24 protein-coding genes and 1 tRNA gene are annotated in these 18227 nt (G+C 61.3%); 16 read left to right on the top strand and 9 right to left on the bottom strand.

Annotation, left to right across the window (positions count from 1 at the left end; translation table 11 throughout):
• Positions 1-171 precede the first annotated feature (171 nt).
• From QNJ43_RS16950 to QNJ43_RS16970, 5 genes are all read right to left on the bottom strand, one after another.
• Positions 172-1218, bottom strand: coding sequence for a hypothetical protein (locus QNJ43_RS16950; protein WP_300471760.1), 1047 nt, complete (start codon positions 1216-1218; stop codon positions 172-174).
• A 344-nt stretch (positions 1219-1562) separates the two neighbouring features.
• Positions 1563-1739, bottom strand: coding sequence for a hypothetical protein (locus tag QNJ43_RS16955; protein WP_300471761.1), 177 nt, complete (start codon positions 1737-1739; stop codon positions 1563-1565).
• A gap of 8 nt (positions 1740-1747) precedes the next feature.
• The gene (locus QNJ43_RS16960; RefSeq protein WP_300471762.1) at positions 1748-2779 is read right to left on the bottom strand and encodes a hypothetical protein; all 1032 of its coding nucleotides are present in this window, start codon (positions 2777-2779) and stop codon (positions 1748-1750) included.
• Positions 2780-3007: 228 nt separating this feature from the next.
• Positions 3008-3760: a hypothetical protein gene (locus QNJ43_RS16965; RefSeq protein ID WP_300471763.1), complete on the bottom strand. Its 753-nt coding sequence runs from the start codon at positions 3758-3760 to the stop codon at positions 3008-3010.
• A gap of 488 nt (positions 3761-4248) precedes the next feature.
• Complete coding sequence (locus QNJ43_RS16970; RefSeq protein ID WP_300471764.1) at positions 4249-4500, bottom strand: DUF6455 family protein; 252 nt, start codon at positions 4498-4500, stop codon at positions 4249-4251.
• Between the two features lie 335 nt (positions 4501-4835).
• Between QNJ43_RS16970 and QNJ43_RS16975 the strand changes: the two genes are divergently transcribed.
• The 11 genes from QNJ43_RS16975 to mdoH all read left to right on the top strand — a co-directional run bounded on the left by QNJ43_RS16975 (position 4836) and on the right by mdoH (position 13356).
• Positions 4836-5174 (top strand): hypothetical protein, encoded by a 339-nt coding sequence (locus QNJ43_RS16975; RefSeq protein WP_300471765.1) that lies wholly within the window; start codon positions 4836-4838, stop codon positions 5172-5174.
• Positions 5171-5407 carry a hypothetical protein gene (locus QNJ43_RS16980; protein ID WP_300471766.1) on the top strand — a complete coding sequence of 79 codons (237 nt, stop codon included), beginning with the start codon at positions 5171-5173 and terminating at the stop codon, positions 5405-5407. Before QNJ43_RS16975 ends, QNJ43_RS16980 begins: the two co-directional genes overlap by 4 nt.
• Before the next feature lie 90 nt (positions 5408-5497).
• Positions 5498-6067, top strand: coding sequence for a hypothetical protein (locus QNJ43_RS16985; RefSeq protein ID WP_300471767.1), 570 nt, complete (start codon positions 5498-5500; stop codon positions 6065-6067).
• A gap of 159 nt (positions 6068-6226) precedes the next feature.
• Entirely contained in the window at positions 6227-6499 is a 273-nt protein-coding gene (locus QNJ43_RS16990; protein ID WP_300471768.1) for a hypothetical protein, read from the top strand.
• Positions 6500-6511: 12 nt separating this feature from the next.
• A complete protein-coding gene (locus tag QNJ43_RS16995; RefSeq protein ID WP_300471769.1) occupies positions 6512-6766 on the top strand; it encodes a hypothetical protein in 255 nt (84 codons plus the stop codon).
• A gap of 3 nt (positions 6767-6769) precedes the next feature.
• Positions 6770-7024 carry a flagellar hook-length control protein FliK gene (locus tag QNJ43_RS17000; protein ID WP_300471901.1) on the top strand — a complete coding sequence of 85 codons (255 nt, stop codon included), beginning with the start codon at positions 6770-6772 and terminating at the stop codon, positions 7022-7024.
• On the top strand, positions 7021-7305 hold the full coding sequence (locus tag QNJ43_RS17005; RefSeq protein WP_300471770.1) for an EscU/YscU/HrcU family type III secretion system export apparatus switch protein: 285 nt from the start codon (positions 7021-7023) through the stop codon (positions 7303-7305). The genes QNJ43_RS17000 and QNJ43_RS17005 overlap by 4 nt, the downstream gene beginning before the upstream one ends.
• 169 nt (positions 7306-7474) lie before the next feature.
• Complete coding sequence (gene gatB / locus QNJ43_RS17010; RefSeq protein ID WP_300471771.1) at positions 7475-8959, top strand: Asp-tRNA(Asn)/Glu-tRNA(Gln) amidotransferase subunit GatB; 1485 nt, start codon at positions 7475-7477, stop codon at positions 8957-8959.
• A 550-nt stretch (positions 8960-9509) separates the two neighbouring features.
• Positions 9510-11087 carry a glucan biosynthesis protein G gene (locus QNJ43_RS17015; RefSeq protein ID WP_300471772.1) on the top strand — a complete coding sequence of 526 codons (1578 nt, stop codon included), beginning with the start codon at positions 9510-9512 and terminating at the stop codon, positions 11085-11087.
• An 8-nt stretch (positions 11088-11095) separates the two neighbouring features.
• Positions 11096-11476 carry a hypothetical protein gene (locus tag QNJ43_RS17020; RefSeq protein WP_300471773.1) on the top strand — a complete coding sequence of 127 codons (381 nt, stop codon included), beginning with the start codon at positions 11096-11098 and terminating at the stop codon, positions 11474-11476.
• 83 nt (positions 11477-11559) lie between these two features.
• Entirely contained in the window at positions 11560-13356 is a 1797-nt protein-coding gene (mdoH, locus tag QNJ43_RS17025; RefSeq protein ID WP_300471774.1) for a glucans biosynthesis glucosyltransferase MdoH, read from the top strand.
• 89 nt (positions 13357-13445) lie between these two features.
• Here mdoH and QNJ43_RS17030 read toward each other — a convergent pair whose 3' ends face one another.
• Positions 13446-13754, bottom strand: a complete 309-nt coding sequence (locus tag QNJ43_RS17030; RefSeq protein ID WP_300471775.1) for a DUF2147 domain-containing protein — start codon at positions 13752-13754, stop codon at positions 13446-13448.
• Positions 13726-13908, bottom strand: coding sequence for a hypothetical protein (locus tag QNJ43_RS17035; RefSeq protein WP_300471776.1), 183 nt, complete (start codon positions 13906-13908; stop codon positions 13726-13728). The genes QNJ43_RS17030 and QNJ43_RS17035 overlap by 29 nt, the downstream gene beginning before the upstream one ends.
• Positions 13909-14350: 442 nt before the next feature.
• Here QNJ43_RS17035 and QNJ43_RS27340 point away from each other — a divergent pair, with 442 nt between their 5' ends.
• Positions 14351-14491, top strand: a complete 141-nt coding sequence (locus tag QNJ43_RS27340; protein ID WP_346433023.1) for a hypothetical protein — start codon at positions 14351-14353, stop codon at positions 14489-14491.
• A gap of 365 nt (positions 14492-14856) precedes the next feature.
• On the opposite strand, the gene QNJ43_RS17045 is transcribed toward QNJ43_RS27340, so the two are convergent.
• Together QNJ43_RS17045 and QNJ43_RS17050 are read right to left on the bottom strand one after the other, a co-directional pair.
• Positions 14857-15258 carry a LysR substrate-binding domain-containing protein gene (locus QNJ43_RS17045; protein WP_300471777.1) on the bottom strand — a complete coding sequence of 134 codons (402 nt, stop codon included), beginning with the start codon at positions 15256-15258 and terminating at the stop codon, positions 14857-14859.
• Positions 15255-15728 carry a LysR family transcriptional regulator gene (locus QNJ43_RS17050; protein WP_300471778.1) on the bottom strand — a complete coding sequence of 158 codons (474 nt, stop codon included), beginning with the start codon at positions 15726-15728 and terminating at the stop codon, positions 15255-15257. The genes QNJ43_RS17045 and QNJ43_RS17050 overlap by 4 nt, the downstream gene beginning before the upstream one ends.
• Positions 15729-15973: 245 nt before the next feature.
• Here QNJ43_RS17050 and QNJ43_RS17055 point away from each other — a divergent pair, with 245 nt between their 5' ends.
• From QNJ43_RS17055 to QNJ43_RS17070, 4 genes are all read left to right on the top strand, one after another.
• A complete protein-coding gene (locus QNJ43_RS17055) occupies positions 15974-16390 on the top strand; it encodes a universal stress protein (RefSeq protein WP_300471779.1) in 417 nt (138 codons plus the stop codon).
• Between the two features lie 15 nt (positions 16391-16405).
• Positions 16406-16936, top strand: a complete 531-nt coding sequence (locus QNJ43_RS17060) for an MFS transporter (protein WP_300471780.1) — start codon at positions 16406-16408, stop codon at positions 16934-16936.
• A gap of 45 nt (positions 16937-16981) precedes the next feature.
• Positions 16982-17626 carry an MFS transporter gene (locus tag QNJ43_RS17065; protein ID WP_300471781.1) on the top strand — a complete coding sequence of 215 codons (645 nt, stop codon included), beginning with the start codon at positions 16982-16984 and terminating at the stop codon, positions 17624-17626.
• 245 nt (positions 17627-17871) lie between these two features.
• Positions 17872-17961 (top strand) — tRNA-Ser (locus QNJ43_RS17070).
• Positions 17962-18227: the final 266 nt, after the last annotated feature.

An 18227-nucleotide genomic window follows, 5' to 3' on the forward strand; every position in this document is an offset into this window, starting at 1 on the left:
TCTCCGCCCGGCTGATCAGGATATCCGTCTGGCGCTTGAAAGCGGCAAGGCGGCGCTCGTCCATCCGGCGGTTGCGGATGGCGCTGCCGATCTGACCGGCAAGCCCCGTCGCCGCCTGCAAAAGCGCCAGCAGGACGATCGCACCTCCGCCGATCTCAAGAGCGAACACCATCACGCGCCTCCCTGTCCGGGACGCGCGGCGCACGGGACGGAGTGCCGTCGTTCATGCATTAGAACTGTCTTCCCGATCAAAACCGCGTCCTCAATTCCATGCGAAAGCTGGAGCCGAGATCCCGGTTCTGGCCTTCGGAGAGAAAGGCATCGACCTCCACGCTGGACCGATCGCTGAGCGCATGTAGAAACTGTCCGTCGACGGCGACTGACTGCTCCCTCATTCCAGCCGTCCGTATCCTTGCGTCCTCCGATTTCCAGCGTGAGCTGCGTCTTGTCCTCGTTGAAAAACATCTGGTAGCCGAGCGCTCCTCCGAAGGCCTCGTCCGCCCGGTTCGACAGCGCGGATGAGGCGGCACTGGGAATAGGGGAGGCGAACAGCACGCCGACTCGGCCGAGCGGCCCGCCGGTGGTCGGATCGCGTGTGGCCGAGGAATAATAGCCGATGCCCCAGAAGACGTTGGTGTAAAGAAGGTTTTCGGAACGCGGTAGGGTGCGCGAGACTTCCGAGAACAGCAGCACGCCGTTATCGACCTTCGCACCTTTGGCATCGAGGGTAGCCGACGCGTTGACGCGGAAGGCCGTATTCCAGTGTCCGATGCGCTGGACGGCCGAGGCCCCGAGATAGACGCCGTCGCCCCCGTCCGGGCTGTCGCCTACCACATAGGCGGCATCCAGATTGACGGTGGATTTGCGCAGGTCCGTTTCCGTGAACAGGCCGAAAAGCAGCGTGTTGTGGTCGAGCACGTTGTCGTCGCGGTGAATGTTGTTGAAGCCGAACAGCCCGGTGATGCGCATATCCGGCGTGATGCCGGGAATGACGACGGTGTCGCGCGTGATGCCGATGGAATCGATTCGCGCGTTGATCATCATGCCTTCCTGGAAGAGCAACTGCTGGCGGCCGATGGAAAAGCTGAAATCGAGGCCCTTGTTGTCGTCCGGGTCGAGATTGGGAAAGATCTCCCCGAACTCGCCCTCGAAGAAGAGCTGGGTGATGTTCGCGTTGACGCCGTTGACCTCGTTGAACCCCGTTCCATTGCGTCGCACGTGCGGCCGTTCTCCGAAAGCGGCGAAACGCCCAGGAATACCCGCTCGGTCGGCGTCAGTTTCAGATTGAAGAACAGGTTGAGCTGGTTCGACCAGTATTGGCGCCCCGATCCTACGCCGTCGTCGTAATGGCCGATGGAGGTGCGCGCATCGCCGAAGCCCCAGAGCGAAGGCTGCCAGATCGCGCCCGTGGGAAGTTCGATGCCGGGGGAAAGATTGCCGGTCGCCAGAAACTTCTCGCCGAGCTGGAAGATCGGCGGCGTTTCCTTCGGCTGCTTTTCTTTTGTCAGAAGAGGGATCGCCTTTTTGCTGAGTTCATTGCCATGCCCGCCGCGTGCCTCCACCTAGTGCGGCTTGTGTCTGGGCTCGGCTTTCTTGTGGCGCAAGATTTCCTCGCGGGTCAGCATCGGGATCGGTTTGTCGCTGAGCGCGCTGGAGCTTTGAGCGGCGGCAAGATCGACCCCGCCGAGCGCCAACAGCCCGACAAACAGTCCCGTTTTTCCCCTCCAGCCCCTGAACATCCGCCGCCCTATCTCACTCTGACTTTTGTACGCTTCGTCCACAGAACCGAACTGCCGCGCACCACCTCGCGGGCGATCTGGGCGGGGCTCATGCCGAAATCGAACCCTGCGTCCTGAATGGCGGCGATCAGGTTGACCGGCACCATCTGGGAAATGAGCTTGATATCGATGGAATAGGTCTCGCCGCGCTTCAGCTTGTCCGCAGGTACGCCATGGGTGGCGGTACGATGCATCAGCGGGTCGATGGTCTTCTTGTGCTTGCGCGCCCCGCGCGGTCGCCCGTAAAGCGTCGTCGGTCGAGGCTCGGGCCTGACGAAGGGCAGCACGTCGGTGGAGGTGTTGACCGCCAGCACCTGCTCGCGCTCGCCGCCGCGCAGCATCCGGATGACGAACTTCGATTGCAGCGTGAAAAGATCGGGATCGAGCGGCAATTCGCCGTTATGGACGTAGAGCGAATGGAGATCGCGCACGTCGCCGTTGGGATCGCGGTCGCCGGAGACATAGACCGTCCGCCCGTGCCGGTCCTTCACCGTCACTTGCAAGAAGATCATGCGCTCGGCGTCGAAAGCAGTCGGTACGGAGTGCCCGTCCGTCCCGTTGATCACGTCGATCTCGAAATCGAGCCCGCGCCCGTCCGCGCGCTTCACGCGAACATCGGAGAGTTTGAAACCGTTGCGCAGCACCTGTTCGCGCAAGCGCCGGGCCTTCTTCAGCCGCTCCAGTCGCTCGTCGATGATCTTACGCCCGTCATAACGGTCATCGATCGAGGCCCAGGCCTTGGGGAAGGGATAATCGCGCGAGATGCGGTTCTCGAAGGCATCCGTGCCCCATCCGCCTTTGACGTCGAATTGCAGCCATTCGGCAAGCGTCTTGAACTGAGCGGCTTCCACGTTATGCGGGAAGATGCCGGGATGGATGATCGAATAATCGGGGCCTGCGAAGATGTGGTTGGAAAGCTTGCGCGGCTTTGTCGGCTCGTCCCTCACCATCGCCGCCGGGCCCCAGTCGTAGCCTGAGGCCACCCCCTGGATCTTGCCCATGTGGCAGTCCTGGTAGGTCTCGCCGCGCTTGGCGGCAGGCGACTGCTTGTATTCGGCAAAGGCTTCTTCCAGCCGGAAACCGTTGATAGAGCGTTACGTCGTGGCACGTGCCGCAAAATCCGGGCTTCGTCAGCGCGAAGAACTTGTTGGCCTTGGTGTGGATGGAGCGGCTCGGATCGTCCTTCGAGGTAGAGACGCGATAATCCTGCGGGTTGTTGAGGACGCGTTTCAGTTCCTTGCCGCCGGTCGGGCTGTAGACGGGCGAAAGCTGCGCATGGGCGTACTGGGAGGCCGACCACTGCTCGTACTGGTGCGGATGACACGTCGCGCAGGTGTTGGCGGAGGGGTGTACTTGCTCTCCAGAAACAGCTTCTCGTGTTCCGCGTTGGCGCTGACCTTCGTCTGCGGCTTTTCTTCCTTCTTGCGGCCTTCCGCCGTCTCTCCGGCCGTGTCGTCGTTCAGCAGCAGATCGTCGTCGCCGGAAAGAAGGTCACTATCCGCGCCTCCGAGCTGTAGGAGCAGGTCGCCGTCATCCGTTCCGCTCAAGAGGTCGTCCCCCGACGGGGCGACATCCGCCCCGAGAAGATCATCTTCGCTGGGCGGAGAGCTTTCACTCGACAAGAGATCCTCGTCGCCGGAAGGGGCGAGCAGGCTGTCGTTGGAAGAGGGGCTGAGCAGATCGCCGCCGTCATCGGATTGGCCGAGCAGGTCGCTCTCGGGCGCTTCCGGTGTCGGATCTTGCGCCAGCAGATCGTCATCGGCGGCCATCCGAACGGGAGGGCGCGCGGCTTTACGGCCTGCAGTTTTCGCGAGATAGCCCTCAAGACGCGCTGTAAGCGGAGCGGCCCCGTAAAATCCGGCGCCATGGAAGCCGGGCTTCACCGGCGGGGAGGGCATTTCGGCGAGAGCGCCTGTCAGGCAGCCGGGAACCAGCGCCGCACACGCAAATACGAGAGCGCGAAACAGGAAAGGCCGGCTCACTGTCTACTCCGCCTTGGCTAATCGCTGCGCACTCGTTTCCGCAAACGCAAAGGTTGTGGGATGCATCCGGATTCACGATGCGAAAACAAAACACTTCCCCTCCACCCGCGGGTCGGGGGGCTGTCCACTCGTAAAAATCCGGCGAGTTTGTGCGCTCGCTTGATATCGCTAGGGAATGATGTGCATATCGCGTCCGCTAAAAAAAAGTATAACAATGAAATCCGTTAGGTAATCCACATTACAAAAAAATATCAGTATTTAAATTTCGTGAGGGGAATTGCGTATTTGGATTTAACGGACAAGAAAGATCATATGTTGATTTGAAATGTCGGCATTGCCGACTTTCCCGAAATTCAGGCGCGTTGGTCCGTGCAGGAAAGCCGCAAGTGTTGCGAAAGTGCCAGTTCCGCGGCTCCTGCCGAAAAACAAAAAAAGCGGCCGCTGGAACGGCCGCCTCGAATGATCTATCTTGTGACCCAGATCCTGTTTCAGGCGCTCTTGTGGCAGGTCGCGAAACGCGTGGCGTTGCGGCAGAAAGCGGGCGGTTCGCTGTGTTCGTGGCCCTCTTCCAGCCAGGAGCGGCATCCCTCGCCATGCTTGCAGAACAGGCAGTGCACAACCGCGCCGCGCAGGAAGGCGTCGCCGCTCGGGCCGCCGGTCAGGGTAACGTCGGTGTCGGTCTGGCGCATCATCTCGCCCATCATGTGCATGTGATCGCCGGCGTGTTTTAAAATTCCCATGGGAGTCCCCTCCATGTGCGGTGGCCGGCCGCGCGCGACCGGTATCGAACGGGGAGAGTGACGTAAGAGCAGGTTCTCGGCGTTGATTGATATCAATCCGGCATGAGCCCCGCTGAGAGGCGGTAAAGAAGATTGGGGATACCGCGAATTAATCGGTGTGGTCTTGTGTTGAAGACGAGATGTTCCAACCACGGAGCAAGCCATTGTCCGCCGTGTCCACCATCGCGTTGCCCGTTCCGGCATCTTCCGGAAAGGGGCTGCCCACGCTCTCCTCCGGAGACGTGCTGTACGCACGCTTGGTTTCGTAATGATCGGACGGCACGGCGCAGCTCTCATTGGGGCAGGGACGGCAGATTGATGTGCGTCTGCCGGTACAGGTGCCCGCAGGATCGGCAATCGCGCTGAAGGTCGAGACTGGATGGCCGCAGCCTCAGCTTGCCCTGATGGTCGACGGCAAGGGCCAGTCTGTCACCCCGCAGGCGGCACGGGCCGCGATCCCGCCCTCCGCCGGGCAGGCATCCGGTGCGGCCGGAACGGGACAGGCGACGGTTGCGCCGCAATCGGCACCGCAACCGGCTGTTCTCCCACCCGTGTTGACATCCGGGGACGTCTTCACCGTGCGGGCGAGGGGGCAAACGGGACGGCCCGGTTCGCACCCGGGCAATCGGAGGTGACGGCCTGCCTTCCCACGCCGCTCGATCTAGGCACACGCGTTCTTGCATTGAAGGTTGAGGCGGGCGGTACCAACACCCCGCGGCTTTCCATCGTGGTCGATGCCGAGGGTCGCCCCGCGACACCCGACACCGTGCGCGCGCAGGTCGCCTCCGGACAGGTGCGCACGGGTTCCAGTTTTCCCGCACAGATAAGCTCCTCGCAAACAGCCGCCTCGACGCAGACTGCACAGTAACCGTCCCTGAATGCCTCGACGGGCGATCTGGTACGCGCCCGCGTCCTCTCCCAGACGAGCGACGGCACGGCCCGGCTGTCGATAGGTCGAGTGCAGGTCGAAGCGCGCCTGCCGGTCGCACTGGAACTGGGAGCTGCCGTGACCCTGAAAGTTGAGGCTGGGAAGGTCGAGGCCGGGAAAATCTCGTTCGGCAATGCCGGAACAGGGGTTGCGACCGCAGGCAGTGTGGGCACCGGGACTGCGACGGCGGGGCAGGCTGCGCCACGTCTCTCCGTTCTCGTCGATCCGCAGAGCCGCCCGCTTTCCGGCGATGTGACGCGCACCGTCAATGCTGTCCGGGTCCAGCCGGGCGTGGAGGCAACCGTCGTTTCTGGATCACGCACCTTGCCCGCATCCGGTTCGGTCGTGACCGCCCGCTTCCTGTCGCCCGCCGCAGACGGCATGACGCAGCTTTCCATCGGCAAGACGGTCGTCAAGGTCCCGCTGGCAACGCCGCCGGAACCGGGCTCGACGGTTCTGGTGAAGATCGAAGGGACGGGGACCGCGGCAGCGTCGACGGCAGTTGGCGCCCGGTCCGAAGCTTCGGCTGCGACAGGGGGGCGCAGGCCGTCCGCAGATCGCTCTTCTCACCGATCATCAGGGCCAACCGATTTCCGATGAGACCGCAAAAGCGATTGCGCAGTCTCGGGCACGCCTTCGGGGGAGGCGACAATCACCCGCAATGCTGCGTCCACCGAAGGGCGCACTGAGCTGCGTCCCGAAGTCCTGCAAAAGGCGGTCGATGATGCGCGTCCGCAGGTTGCCGCGCCACAGGATTCGATGGCTCCGCTTTTCGCCAACGCTGCCACCGGGCGCAACAATCCCTTGCCGCCAGTCTTGCAGCAGGTGGTGCGCGATCTTCTGAGGTTCCGGGTGCCGACGGACGGCCTGAGCGGAGACCAGTTACGCACCGCCGCCGGACAATCTGGGATTTTTAACGAGGCCGAAGCCGCCGCCGCCAAGGTGCAGAACAAGGCCGCCGGCGCGCAGGCACGCCGCCGCCGCTGCCGCGCGCCGGAGGCCAGTTGCAGGGACAGCCGCCTGCCCAGGTGAGTCTCGCCGACGATGCCTCTCCCAAGCAGGCCGCGCGCGCTTCTGTCGGATACGGAGGCCGCGCTGTCGCGCATTGGCCTGTCGCAATTTGCCTCGCACGGCTCCGCAACCGGGGCAGATGCCGCCCACGGACGCGCGGTGCAGCCTGCCCAATGGATCTTCGAAATCCCGCTCACCATGGAGACGGGAACGACGATGGCGCAATTCCAGATCACCCATGAGGATCAGAACGGCGGCGCCTACGATCAGCCTGAGGCGGCTGGGTGATGACTGCATTTCGCGCTCGATCTGGAAGATACAGGGCCGGTCGAAAGCCTCGTTGCGCTGGGCGGTGCGGGAACGGCGGTGACGGTGTGGGCGGAGCGGCCCGATGTCGCGGCGACCTTGCGCGCGGGGGCGGACGAGCTTGCGGGCGTTCTGGAACTCTCCGAGATCGATGTCGCCAGCGTGCGGGTGCGCCAGGGTCTGCCCAAACGCAAGGCGGAGACGGCGACCTCTGGTCGCTTTCTGGACCGGCGTACATGAGCGACGAGATGAAAAAGGGCGATCCGAACTGGGTCGCGGTGGCTCTCAGAGACGACCATGTCGGCGCCCAGCGCGTGACGACAGCCAAGGGTGCCGGTCATGTAGCGGACAACATCCTGAAGCTTGCGCGCGAGAGCGGCGTGCCGGTGGAGGAGGACGCGATCCTTGCCCAGGCACTGGCGCAATTGAACCTCGACGAGGATATCCCGGAGGAGCTCTACAAGGCCGTGGCGGTGATCATCGGCTTCATTCTGCGCAGGGGCGGCAAACAGCCCAAATAGGGAATGAATTGCGGGCTTCCACCGTATTTTGGCAACCCGTTGTGGGGCGTGTTTCAAGAACCTCTTGCAGCTTGACGAAAGACGCACTAGGCAACAGCAAAGCCCGCGCGCGACGAACCCATCGCCGCGCAGGCCCAACGCTTTGCCGCAGACAGGATCCTTTGCAGCCATGACGATAGTCGATACCCGCACCCCCGACCCGAAGAAGTTCATCAAGGGCGACACGGGCGATTGGGAAATCGTCATCGGCATGGAGGTGCACGCGCAAGTCACCTCCAAGTCGAAGCTTTTCTCCGGGGCTTCCACCGAGTTCGGTCATGAGCCCAATTCCAACGTCTCGCTGGTCGACGCGGCCATGCCCGGCATGCTGCCCGTGATAAACGAGGAATGTGTCAGGCAGGCGATCCGTACCGGTCTCGGCCTGAAGGCGGCGATCAACAACAAGAGCGTGTTCGATCGCAAGAACTACTTCTATCCGGATCTGCCGCAGGGCTATCAGATCTCGCAGTTCAAGCAGCCGATCGTCGGCGAGGGTAAGATCCTGCTCGACATGTCGGAAGACGAGCAGGTGGAAATCGGCGTGGAGCGCCTGCATCTGGAACAGGATGCGGGCAAGTCGCTGCACGACCAGCACCCCTCCATGTCCTTCGTCGACCTGAACCGCTCGGGCGTGGCGCTGATGGAGATCGTCTCCAAGCCGGATCTGCGCTCCTCCGACGAGGCCAAGGCCTATCTCACCAAGCTCCGGACCATCCTGCGCTATCTCGGCACCTGCGACGGCAACATGGAGCAGGGCTCGATGCGCGCCGACGTCAACGTCTCGGTTCGCAAGCCGGGCGGCGAGTTCGGCACGCGCTGCGAGATCAAGAACGTCAACTCCATCCGCTTCGCCGGACAAGCGATCGAATACGAGGCGCGTCGCCAGATCGGCATTTTGGAGGACGGCGGCTCCATCGATCAGGAAACCTGCCTGTTCGATCCGGGCAAGGGCGAGACGCGCTCCATGCGCTCCAAGGAAGAGGCGCACGATTACCGCTACTTCCCCGATCCCGACCTGCTGTCGCTGGAATTCGATGACGCCTATGTCGATGCGCTGCGCGTTGGGTTGCCGGAGCTGCCGGACGAGAAGAAGAGCCGCTTCATCGCCGATTACGGCCTGTCGGCCTATGATTCCGACATTATCGTGCAGGAGAAGGCATCTGCCGACTTCTTCGAGGAAGTCGCGAAGGGCCGTGACGCAAAGCTTGCCGCCAACTGGGTGATCAACGAGCTTTTCGCCTATCTGCACAAGGCGGGCCTCGACGTTGCGACAAGTCCGATCTCCGCAGAACAGCTCGGTGGCATCATCGACCTGATCAAGGCTGGCGACATCTCCGGCAAGATCGCCAAGGATCTCTTCGAGATCGTGTGCGCGGAAGGCGACGATCCGAAGAAGATCGTCGAAGAACGCGGCATGAAGCAGGTCACCGACCTCGGCGCGATCGAGGCGATGGTGGACGAGATCATCTCCGCCAATCCCGACAAGGCCGAACAGGTCAAGGAAAAGCCCGGTCTGCTCGGCTGGTTCGTTGGCCAGGTCATGAAGGCGTCGAAAGGCAAGGCCAATCCGCAGGCGGTCAACGAGCTGCTGCACAAGAAGATCGGGATCGAATAGGCAACAGGCGCTAGTCGCCCGTCCCTCCATTCCGCAAGATTACCCCTCCCCCAATTGAGGGGAGGGACCTTTTGAGAAATGGAAATGAGGCGATCGATTCGCGTCCGGGTTCTGACGCGACCATTTTCGCATGCCCAGGTGCTGTGCATGCCTCAAATGAGGCAGAATGTCGTCAAACTTGCGCTACGGCAGGGCCGAACGCGCATTGGAATTCCTGAATCTTGCCATGCCTTTGCCGTGTTCGTTTCCGATTTTCCTCGTCTAAAGCGAGACATAAGCGGATAAGAGCCTAATCCGACCGTATGTCGGTAACGGGTGGAACCAACTCGCAATCGCCGCGTTGGCGTTGCAGGTCAAATGTTCGCTCAAAGAGAAATGAAGGCAACGAAGGGAACGGCAGGCGATCGATGGGACAATGCTTGTGCTGAAAGGCGCGTTCCCGAAACGTCAATGTTAAGCCCGACGGTCAGGTCTACACGTGCGAGATAAGTCACTACTCAACATTGATCGACGTTTTTGTCTCAAGGTCGGAGCCGGTTTCATCGCCGCTTTGGTTGGCAGCGGAGCACTTCCCGCTTTCGCGGAGGACGCAACGCAGCCGGACAAGAACTCCGACGCAACCCGTGACGTCGTCGGCGACAAGCAGGCCGACGGTGCCGATTCCGCCCCGTTCAACTGGGACTGGCTGGTCGCTCGCATGAAGGCGCGCGCTGATGCGCCCTATCAGGACGATCAGGGCACGCTGCCGGACATGGTGGCCGCTCTCGATTACGATAAGCATCGCCGGATCCGCTTCAAGCCGGATCATGCGCGCTGGCGCGACAGCAACCGCAATTTCGAGCTTCAGGCCTTCTATCCCGGGTGGCTGTTCGACAAGCCCGTACACTTGTTCGAGGTCGTGGACGGCAAGCTTCATCCGATGGCGTTCCAGGCGGACGACTTCGAATATCGCGAGCCGCTGGATGCGGAAGCCTTCGAGAAGGTGGATCTTCCCGGTGTTGCCGGTTTCCGGCTGCATTACCCGCTCAACCACTCCGACTATCGCGACGAGCTGGTTTCCTTTCTGGGCTCAAGCTATTTCCGGGTGCTCGGGCGCGGCAATGTCTATGGTCTGTCCGCCCGCGGCTTGGCGGTGGATACCGCGGCCGGTACCGCGGAAGAATTCCCGCGCTTCACCCGCTTCTATATCCAGCGGCCGGAACAGGGAGCGCGCGACATCCGCCTCTTTGCGGAGTTGGAAAGCGAGCGCGTGGTGGGCGTCTATGCCTTCACCATCACGCCCGGCGTGGAAACGGTTGTCGACGTTCAGGCCGCCATCTTCCTGCGCGATGCCGTGTCTCGTCTCGGCCTTGCGCCGTTGAGCTCGATGTATCTGTTCGGTGAGAACGATCACACCGGCTTCGACGATTTTCGCCCCGAGGTGCATGACAGCGACGGGCTGGTCATCCTGCGCGCCAGCGGCGAACGCGTGTGGCGGCCACTGACCAATCCGGGCGAGCTTCAGCTCTCCGTCTTCAGCGAAGACAATCCCGGCGGCTTCGGTCTTCTGCAGCGCGACCGCTCGCCCGACCACTATCTCGATACCGAGGCGTGCTACGAGCGCCGTCCCTCGGTCTGGATCGAGCCGGTTGGGGCATGGGGCAAGGGATCGGTATTCCTGGCGGAAATCCCCTCCAAGGAAGAAGTGCACGACAATGTCGTCGCCTTCTGGATGCCGGAAGACGGCCTGGAAGCCGGGTCGGAACACTGGCTGCATTATCGGATGCTGTGGGCGATGGAAGTGGAAGGCGATGTGCCCGTCGCCCGCGTGATCCGAACTCGAACCGGGCGCGGCGGTACGGGGTCCTCGGACGAGGATCCGGACTTCCGCAAGTTCCTGGTCGACTTTGCCGGTGAGCCGTTCGCCGGTCTTGGGGAGGATGCCGCCATGGAGGTGAAACTCCATGCGGACAACGGAAAGATAAAACATCAAATCCTGAACAAATTGCCGGGTAAGGACGTTTGGCGATTGATCGTGGACATAAGGCGCAAAGATACGGATAAGCCCATTGAACTCAATGCAGCGCTGTTCCTCGATGAAAAACGCCTCACGGAAACCTGGACATACCAATGGGGTCAAGCAGTATGAGAGCCGAAATGTCTCAGCGCGAACACAGCTTCAACCCGGAAATGAGCGGTGCGGAAAGCATGTCGTGCGACGGTTTGCGCCAGGCGCTCGGGCGTCCGGATCTCGATGACGAAACGTTGCGCGACGCCGTGCGCGATGTCGTCATGGGATTGACGCGTTTTCGATCGCTGGATGGCAAGGATGATCTGATCGCGCGGGTTAGCCGCGGCGAGCTCGATGACGATCGCGCGCGCGCCGTCGTCTCCTGCCTGTGCATCCCCGCGTCCAGGGCGCCGCTTCTCATGCCGCTGCAGGTGCTGGAAGTGCCGCACGTGCCGCTGCTCGCGCGGCTTTTCGCATTCACGCGTAATTCCAGCCGTGTCCGTGTTCGGCAAAGGGTGCGGGGCTGATCCCGTCATCCCGCCGAACTTGAACGGAGGTCCGCTCATCGCCCGTCCCTGACCGCGATGAGCGCCATTCGGAGTGCCATCCCATGGAGTCTGGTCCCGGTAAGCCCGGTCTTCTTGAGACGTTGACGGTCGGACTGCGTCGGTCCGGCGCTATGATTCTGACCCTCGTGTTGACGATGGCAGCGGCGGCCATGTTCGTTTCTATCGCGGTTGCGGATGGCTTCGACTGGATGGACGTGGTGCGGGTGACGCTGGTCGCGTTCTGCGCCCTGTGGCTGTCCTGGGGCGCGTGTATCGCCGTTCTGGGATTGTTGTTTGCGTCGGAAAAGGTTCTGCGGATCGAAGGCGCCCCCAGCGGGCGCACGGCGATCGTCGTTCCCATCTACAACGAGGCGGCCGACGCCGTTTTCGCCCGTATCGATGCGATGTATCGCGGGCTCAAGGACAAGGGCGTGCTCGACACGTTCGATTTCCACGTCTTGTCCGATTCCACCGAGGAAGAAGCGGTCGCCGACGAAAAGCGGCTCCATCGCCGGGCCGTGGCCGCGCTTGGCGCGGGCGGACGGCTTTTCTATCGCCACCGCTCGCCCAATACCGGGAGCAAAGTCGGCAATATCGGCGAATTCATCCGCGCCAACGGCGGCGCCTATGACTATATGCTGGTGCTGGACGCCGACAGCCTGATGATGCCGGAGACCATCGTGGAGATGGTGTGCCGGATGGAGGCTGTCCCCGATCTCGGTCTGTTGCAGACGGTGCCGCTCATCATTGGTCGTCGCACGCTGTTCGGCCGCATGATCCAGTTCTCCGCCAACTTCTATTCCCCGTTCTTCTCTCGCGGCGTTACCGCTTTGCAGGGGCGGCAGGGGCCCTTCTGGGGGCATAACGCGCTGATCCGCATGCGGGCCTTTGCCGAAAGCTGCGGCCTGCCTGCGCTCGTCGGCAAGCCTCCTTTTGGCGGTGATATCCTCAGTCACGACACGGTCGAGGCCGCCATGCTGGCGCGCGCCGGCTGGCGCGTCCGTCTCGATCCCGATCTTGGTGGCTCCTACGAGGAAGCGCCCGCTAATCTTATCGAATACGCCAAGCGCGACCGCCGCTGGTGCCAGGGCAACCTGCAGCACGCGCGCGTGCTCGGGGCCCCGAAACTGAAGTTCTGGAGCCGCCTCAGCATCATTCAGGGCATCTTCGGCTATGTCGCCTCGCCGATCTGGCTGCTGTTCCTGGTCGCCAGCGTGGCCGCGCCGCTGTTTGCGCCGCCGCCCGTCTACTTCATGTCGGACTCGCTCTTTCCCCGGTTCCCGCATCCGGAAACCGAAAAGGGACTGGCTCTGCTGTTCGGCGTCGTCGCCCTGCTGATCCTGCCCAAGGCGTTGCTGCTCATCCGGTCCGTTGCGACGGGGGAGGCGGGCGTCTACGGCGGCAGCATGCGCGCTTCGCTGTCCGCTCTGCTCGAACTGCTGCTCGCCTCGCTGCTGGCGCCGATCCACATGATGTTCCAGAGCCGGTCTGTCTATCAGGTTCTGTCGGGGGCAGATTTCGGCTGGCCGTCGAGCGACCGTGAGGACGGCTCCCTCGGCTTCCTTACCGCCTGGCAGGCAAGCTGGTGGATGGTCGCTTTCGGTGTCGGCACGATGGGCTTTGCCTACGAGTTCGCGCCTTCGCTTCTCGTCTGGCTGTGGCCCGTGGCCTTGCCGCTGGTCTTTGCGCCCGTCGTAATCTGGTGGACGGCCTCGCCCGATGCGGGCGGCAGTGCGCGCCGCCGCGGTGTCTTCCTCACGCCTCAGGAATGGCTCGAGGTCCCGGTGATCTCTTCTGTGGCCCGTGCGCTCGACTACTACGCGGCAACGGAAGAAGAGCCCTTTCCGCAGGCGGCCTGAAACCCGTTTTCCATAACAAAAGAGGCGGAGCTGCCCGACCCGGGCACGCTCCCGCCTCCTTCAATCCGCGTGATCGGCCGGCTGTTGCGCTAGCCGGACCCCGTCACTTCACCTGGCGCCCATCGCTGTACCCGGCGCCAAGTTTCGCCCTTGCAGATCAATCCGCCCAGAACGCAACCGGACAGCTTGAGCTTGGTGTTCGTCACAAGCTCCATCTTGCCGGTATAGGTCTTGCCGTCCTCGGCATTGTAGACCTTGCCGCGCCAGGCATCGTCGCCCTTGGGCTTCATGCCGTAGATGGTGAGCACGCCCAGAAGCGGGCGACTGCGCTTGGCCGCATCCGGGTTGTGAACGCCCTTTTTGCCCTTGTCACGCAGCCAGACGAGCTTTCCGCACAAGGCGGTGCACACAGTCGGTAATGCGGATGCGGGAGCTTCCCGAAGGGCGTTCCCACGTGCCCTTTGCGTCTCCTGCGGCGGCGGTGCCGATCATCATCATGCCGCTGAGCACGACGGCGGCTGCAAGATGCAGGGCTTTCTTCGTTGTCTTCATGATCTTCTCCTCCACGAACTCATTATTCTTTTGCTTGTTGGTTCACGGCCTACGATCCAGGCGATATCGGCATTTCTTTTGTTCTTCGCCGCGCATGCGGGGGGCGTTGAGGCGGGATCGATACGGGGCGGGAGAGCGATCGGGAGTTTTCCCCGTTGTTATCTGGATCGGAGTTTTCGACACGATCTGGCGCGATGGTTAGTGAATGGTGTTCGTTAATCAAACGTATTCATCGGTCGAATCCTGATTCAAATGGATAAATCTCCAGTGTTTTTTTATAAGAGTCTTACGTTTACACTCTGTTTTTAAATTGTATTCTCTCTGTTAACTGAGAAAATTTACTCAAGCTTGAAGCCATTGGCCGAGACTTTCCCCTGTCAGAACGCAAACCGCAAAGACGGTTCTGGCAACAGGGACAGGCTTATTGCAAGGGGTGAAGACAATGGCTTGCTTTGAGGTTCTGAGTGAAGACATGGCCGCGATGGGATCGCAGCAGATGAATGGCGAGATGCTCTATGAACTGGGCGTCAGCTACGCATCGGGCCGCGATGTGCCGGAAGATCTGGTGCTGGCCCACAAGTAGTTCAATCTGGCGGCGATGAAGGGCTGTGGCGATGCTGCGCGCTATCGCAAGGAAATCGCGGAAGTGATGAGCTCTGCCGATATCGCCGAGGCCCAGCGCGCGGCCCGTGAGTGGCTGAGCATGCATTGAGCCGCGTCGCGCAAATGTACGCCGCCGGGCGGCGTGACTTTTGTCGACGACCCGGTGCCCGCCTCTGCGAGACGAACGAGCGGGCGCGGCAAGATGCGGTTAGCTTCCGTCAGGACGCGGAAACGCGAATGAATCCGGAGCGCAGTCTCGTCGGCCGTTGAGGCGGGCGAGGGGACTGCGCTTCGCGAACTGCCGGAAGGTCCGGCCATGCGCCCCGGAGGGGGCGTGCAATCTCCCTATTTCAGATATTCGGTTATGAACTGGCGGAAATGTTGGGCCGCCGGTGAGAGGTATCTGTCCTTCATCCAGGAAAGTAGGATGCTGCGCTTCATCTCGGGCGTGGCGATTCGTAGTCTGGCCAACCGCTCCGCTCTGCCGCTGCTCCACCAGAAGGCGGGCAACAGGGCAATGCCGACGCCCGCATCCACCAGATTGCCGATAACCTCCACATCCGCGCTTTCAAACACCACATTGGGCGTGAAGCCTGACGTCTCGCACAGATGGTCGAGCATGTTTCTCAGTCCGTCCTCGCGGGTGTAGCTGACGAACTTCTCCGGTGCGAGTTCGCGAAGGTCGATGATATCCCGCTCCGCCCAGGGGTGGTTTCGTCCGACCGACAGAAAGATCTCCTCCTTCAAAAGTTCCTGTAAGGCGACCTCCTTTCCCCCGGTGAGATCCGGATGGGCAGGGACGAGATGCAGAAATCGAATTCCCCGTCGCGCAGCTGATGGGCGATCTTGTGCAGGCCGAACACCTGAAACAGCTTGAACTTGATGTCCCGATACTTCGCCAGATAGTCCTCGAACAGATTGGGCAGGATCTGGGACTTCGTCACGCCCACGGTCACATGGCCGGAATTCTCGTTGGCCATGTCCTTCAGTTCCTGCCGTGCCTGATCGATCTCACCGAAAACGCTGCGAACCCTGCGCAGGAATGCGTGTCCGAACCGGTTGAGCTTGATCCGTCTGCCGTTGCGATCGAACAGCGGCACGCCGAGGTTCTGCTCAAGCTCGGCGATCGTCTTGCTCAAGGAAGGCTGGGCGATATGCAGCACTTCCGCAGCCCGCGTGATGATAACCTGAAACGACTTCAACTGCAACAGCCACATCGTCTGCTCATTCCTTCAAGGCATAAAGAGATTATGAGATATATATTTTATTTCATATGATATCAATGATATCTGTTGGCTTTCTCTTCGAGATCTCCACCAGGGATCTCCTTCAACCCACCGATCAAGAATGAACCGTCGCGTCGTCCGCCTCGCGGTGTGACCGGGGCGCGCTGCCCCGTTCGCGTCCGCGGCGTTCCGGCATCCGTCGCCGCTTTCCTTGCCAGGAATGAAACGGAATATAGATGCTGGGACCCAATATCCTCGTAGCCTATGACGGCTCTGAACTGGCCGAAAAGACCCTCTCCGAGGCGCTGTCGATGTCGCATTTACTGTCGCAGGCGAAAATCGACGTGCTCTTCGTCGAAGAGGTCAAGCCGTTGCGCACTGGTGCCGAGGCTGTCGATGCCGACATCCAGTCCAGGAACGATCGGCTGTGTGAAGATCTGAAGAAGCGACTGGCGTCCCGCTCGGAGCCGGTCACCTTCCATCGCCTGCGCGGGCAAGGTGCGTCCTATGTGATCCTGCGCTTTGCCGAGGAAGAGCAGAGCGATCTCATCATTATCGGAAGCCGCGGACTTACCGGCGTGCGCGAGATGCTCGGAAGCGTCAGCCATGCCGTCATCCAGCACGCACTGGTCCCGGTTCTGGTCATCAAGTAAATAAAATTTCCTAAAGTGGAAAACGCAAGTCGTCCTCTTTGGACAAAGGATTTTATTGTCGATTGCATAATCTGCTTTCTGATCAACCTGGCCTACTACCTGACCATGGTCGTCGTGACGGACTATGCCTTCAAGCGACTGCACGCCTCCCTGAGTTTCGCCGGATTTGCCTGCGGGGTCACCATTCTGGACGTGCTCGCCGCGCTGCTCTTCATCGGCCATTCGATTGAAAGGATCGATCTGAAGAAGTGCCTTCACGCCGGCAACATCATCTTTCTCGTGGCCTCTGTCGCCAATCTCTGGATTTCGGATCTCACCTCGCTGTGTGTGATCTGCTGCATTCAGGGCATCGGGTTTGGCGCCGCTTCGACCGCGACCATCATGGCGCACCTCGTGCCCGACCAGCGCCGCGGGGAGGGGGCCAATTACTTCGCCATGTTCGTGACCATGGCCACCGCCATCGGGCCGTTTGCGGGCCTGTATCTCTATTCCGACGGAGATCTGTTCGCGAACCTGCTGGTCGGCTCGATCATGCTCGCCGTGTAGCTGTGTCCTGACGCCCTTTCTGACGCAACCGGAATTCCGGCATCCGTGAAGAACGAAGAGCCTGAAAGAAACCGGTTCTCGCCTCTGGCCTATCTGGAGGTGAAAACGCTGCCGATCGCCTTCATCACCTTCTTCGCTGCCGTCGGCTTTGCATCGCTACTGAGCTTCATCTCGTCCTATACGTCGGGTCGCGGGCTCGCGATCGGCGGGCAGTTCTTCTTCCTGTCCTATGCGGTGTTTACCGTCATCTCCCGGCCGGTGACCGGAAAGCTGTTCGATCTCAAGGGCGCCAATTTCGTCATGGTGCCGGCGTTCATTTTCTACGCGCTCGGCCTGGTTCTGCTGGCCTGGGCTCCCAATAGCCTCTGCGTTCTGCTCGCCGGTGCTCTCATCGGGTTGGGCTTCGGAACCTACATGTCCTGCTCGCAGGCCATCGTCATCAAGGTCTCGCCGGTCAATCACATGGGGCTCGCCAACTCGACGTTCTTCATCTTCATGGATCTCGGCGTCGGCCTCGGTCCGCTGCTGCTCGGCCAGGTTATTCTTTCGCTTGGCTTCTCCAGCATGTACGCGATGATGGCGATTGTCGTGGTGATCTGCCTGGGCCTCTACTACGTGCTGCACGGGCGCAAGTCCTCGCGCATGCGCCGCGCCGCCGAGATGGAAAAGCTCAGCCTCGCCAACGAATAGGGGGCGTCTCCGTCAATTCCGCGTCTCGTGGACAGACGGGAATTGTCACGGAGAGATTGACCCGGATCTTCACCGATCCGGGCCAGTCCATCCCCTTGGCGCCATTATCTTCCTGCCGGAGTCCCCGCGTGTTCCGGCTCGCTGTAGCGAGCGGCGAAAAGTCCCTTGGATTTCCGTGAGAACATTCGTTTTGTGCGGAGAAAACGCTTGAAACCAAGGGTATTTGCCGATACCAACGCGGGATCGGAGAGGTGGCCGAGCGGTCGAAGGCGCTCCCCTGCTAAGGGAGTAAGCGGGCAACCGCTTCGAGGGTTCGAATCCCTTTCTCTCCGCCATCATTTCTGTTTCCAATTGCAAATTCCCGCCTGCTGGGCGTCCTGCGAGGCGTTGCTCGTGAGGGCGAGGGCGGTAGTTCTTTGGTTTCGCTGTGGGCTGTCTGAGTCCCGATTCCTGCGTGCTTCTTTCGACATTCATCGTCAGTCGGGTCTTTCGTTCCTTTATCACTTTGGCTTCCCTGGGGGGATTGTCTTCTCGGTGCGGATTTCGGATGGCAGCGGCGCTGGCGGTGTTGCATGCCTCACAGCATTGGCTGTCTTGATCA

The sequence above is a fragment of the Breoghania sp. genome (assembly GCF_030066895.1).
Classification (GTDB): Bacteria; Pseudomonadota; Alphaproteobacteria; order Rhizobiales; family Stappiaceae; genus Breoghania.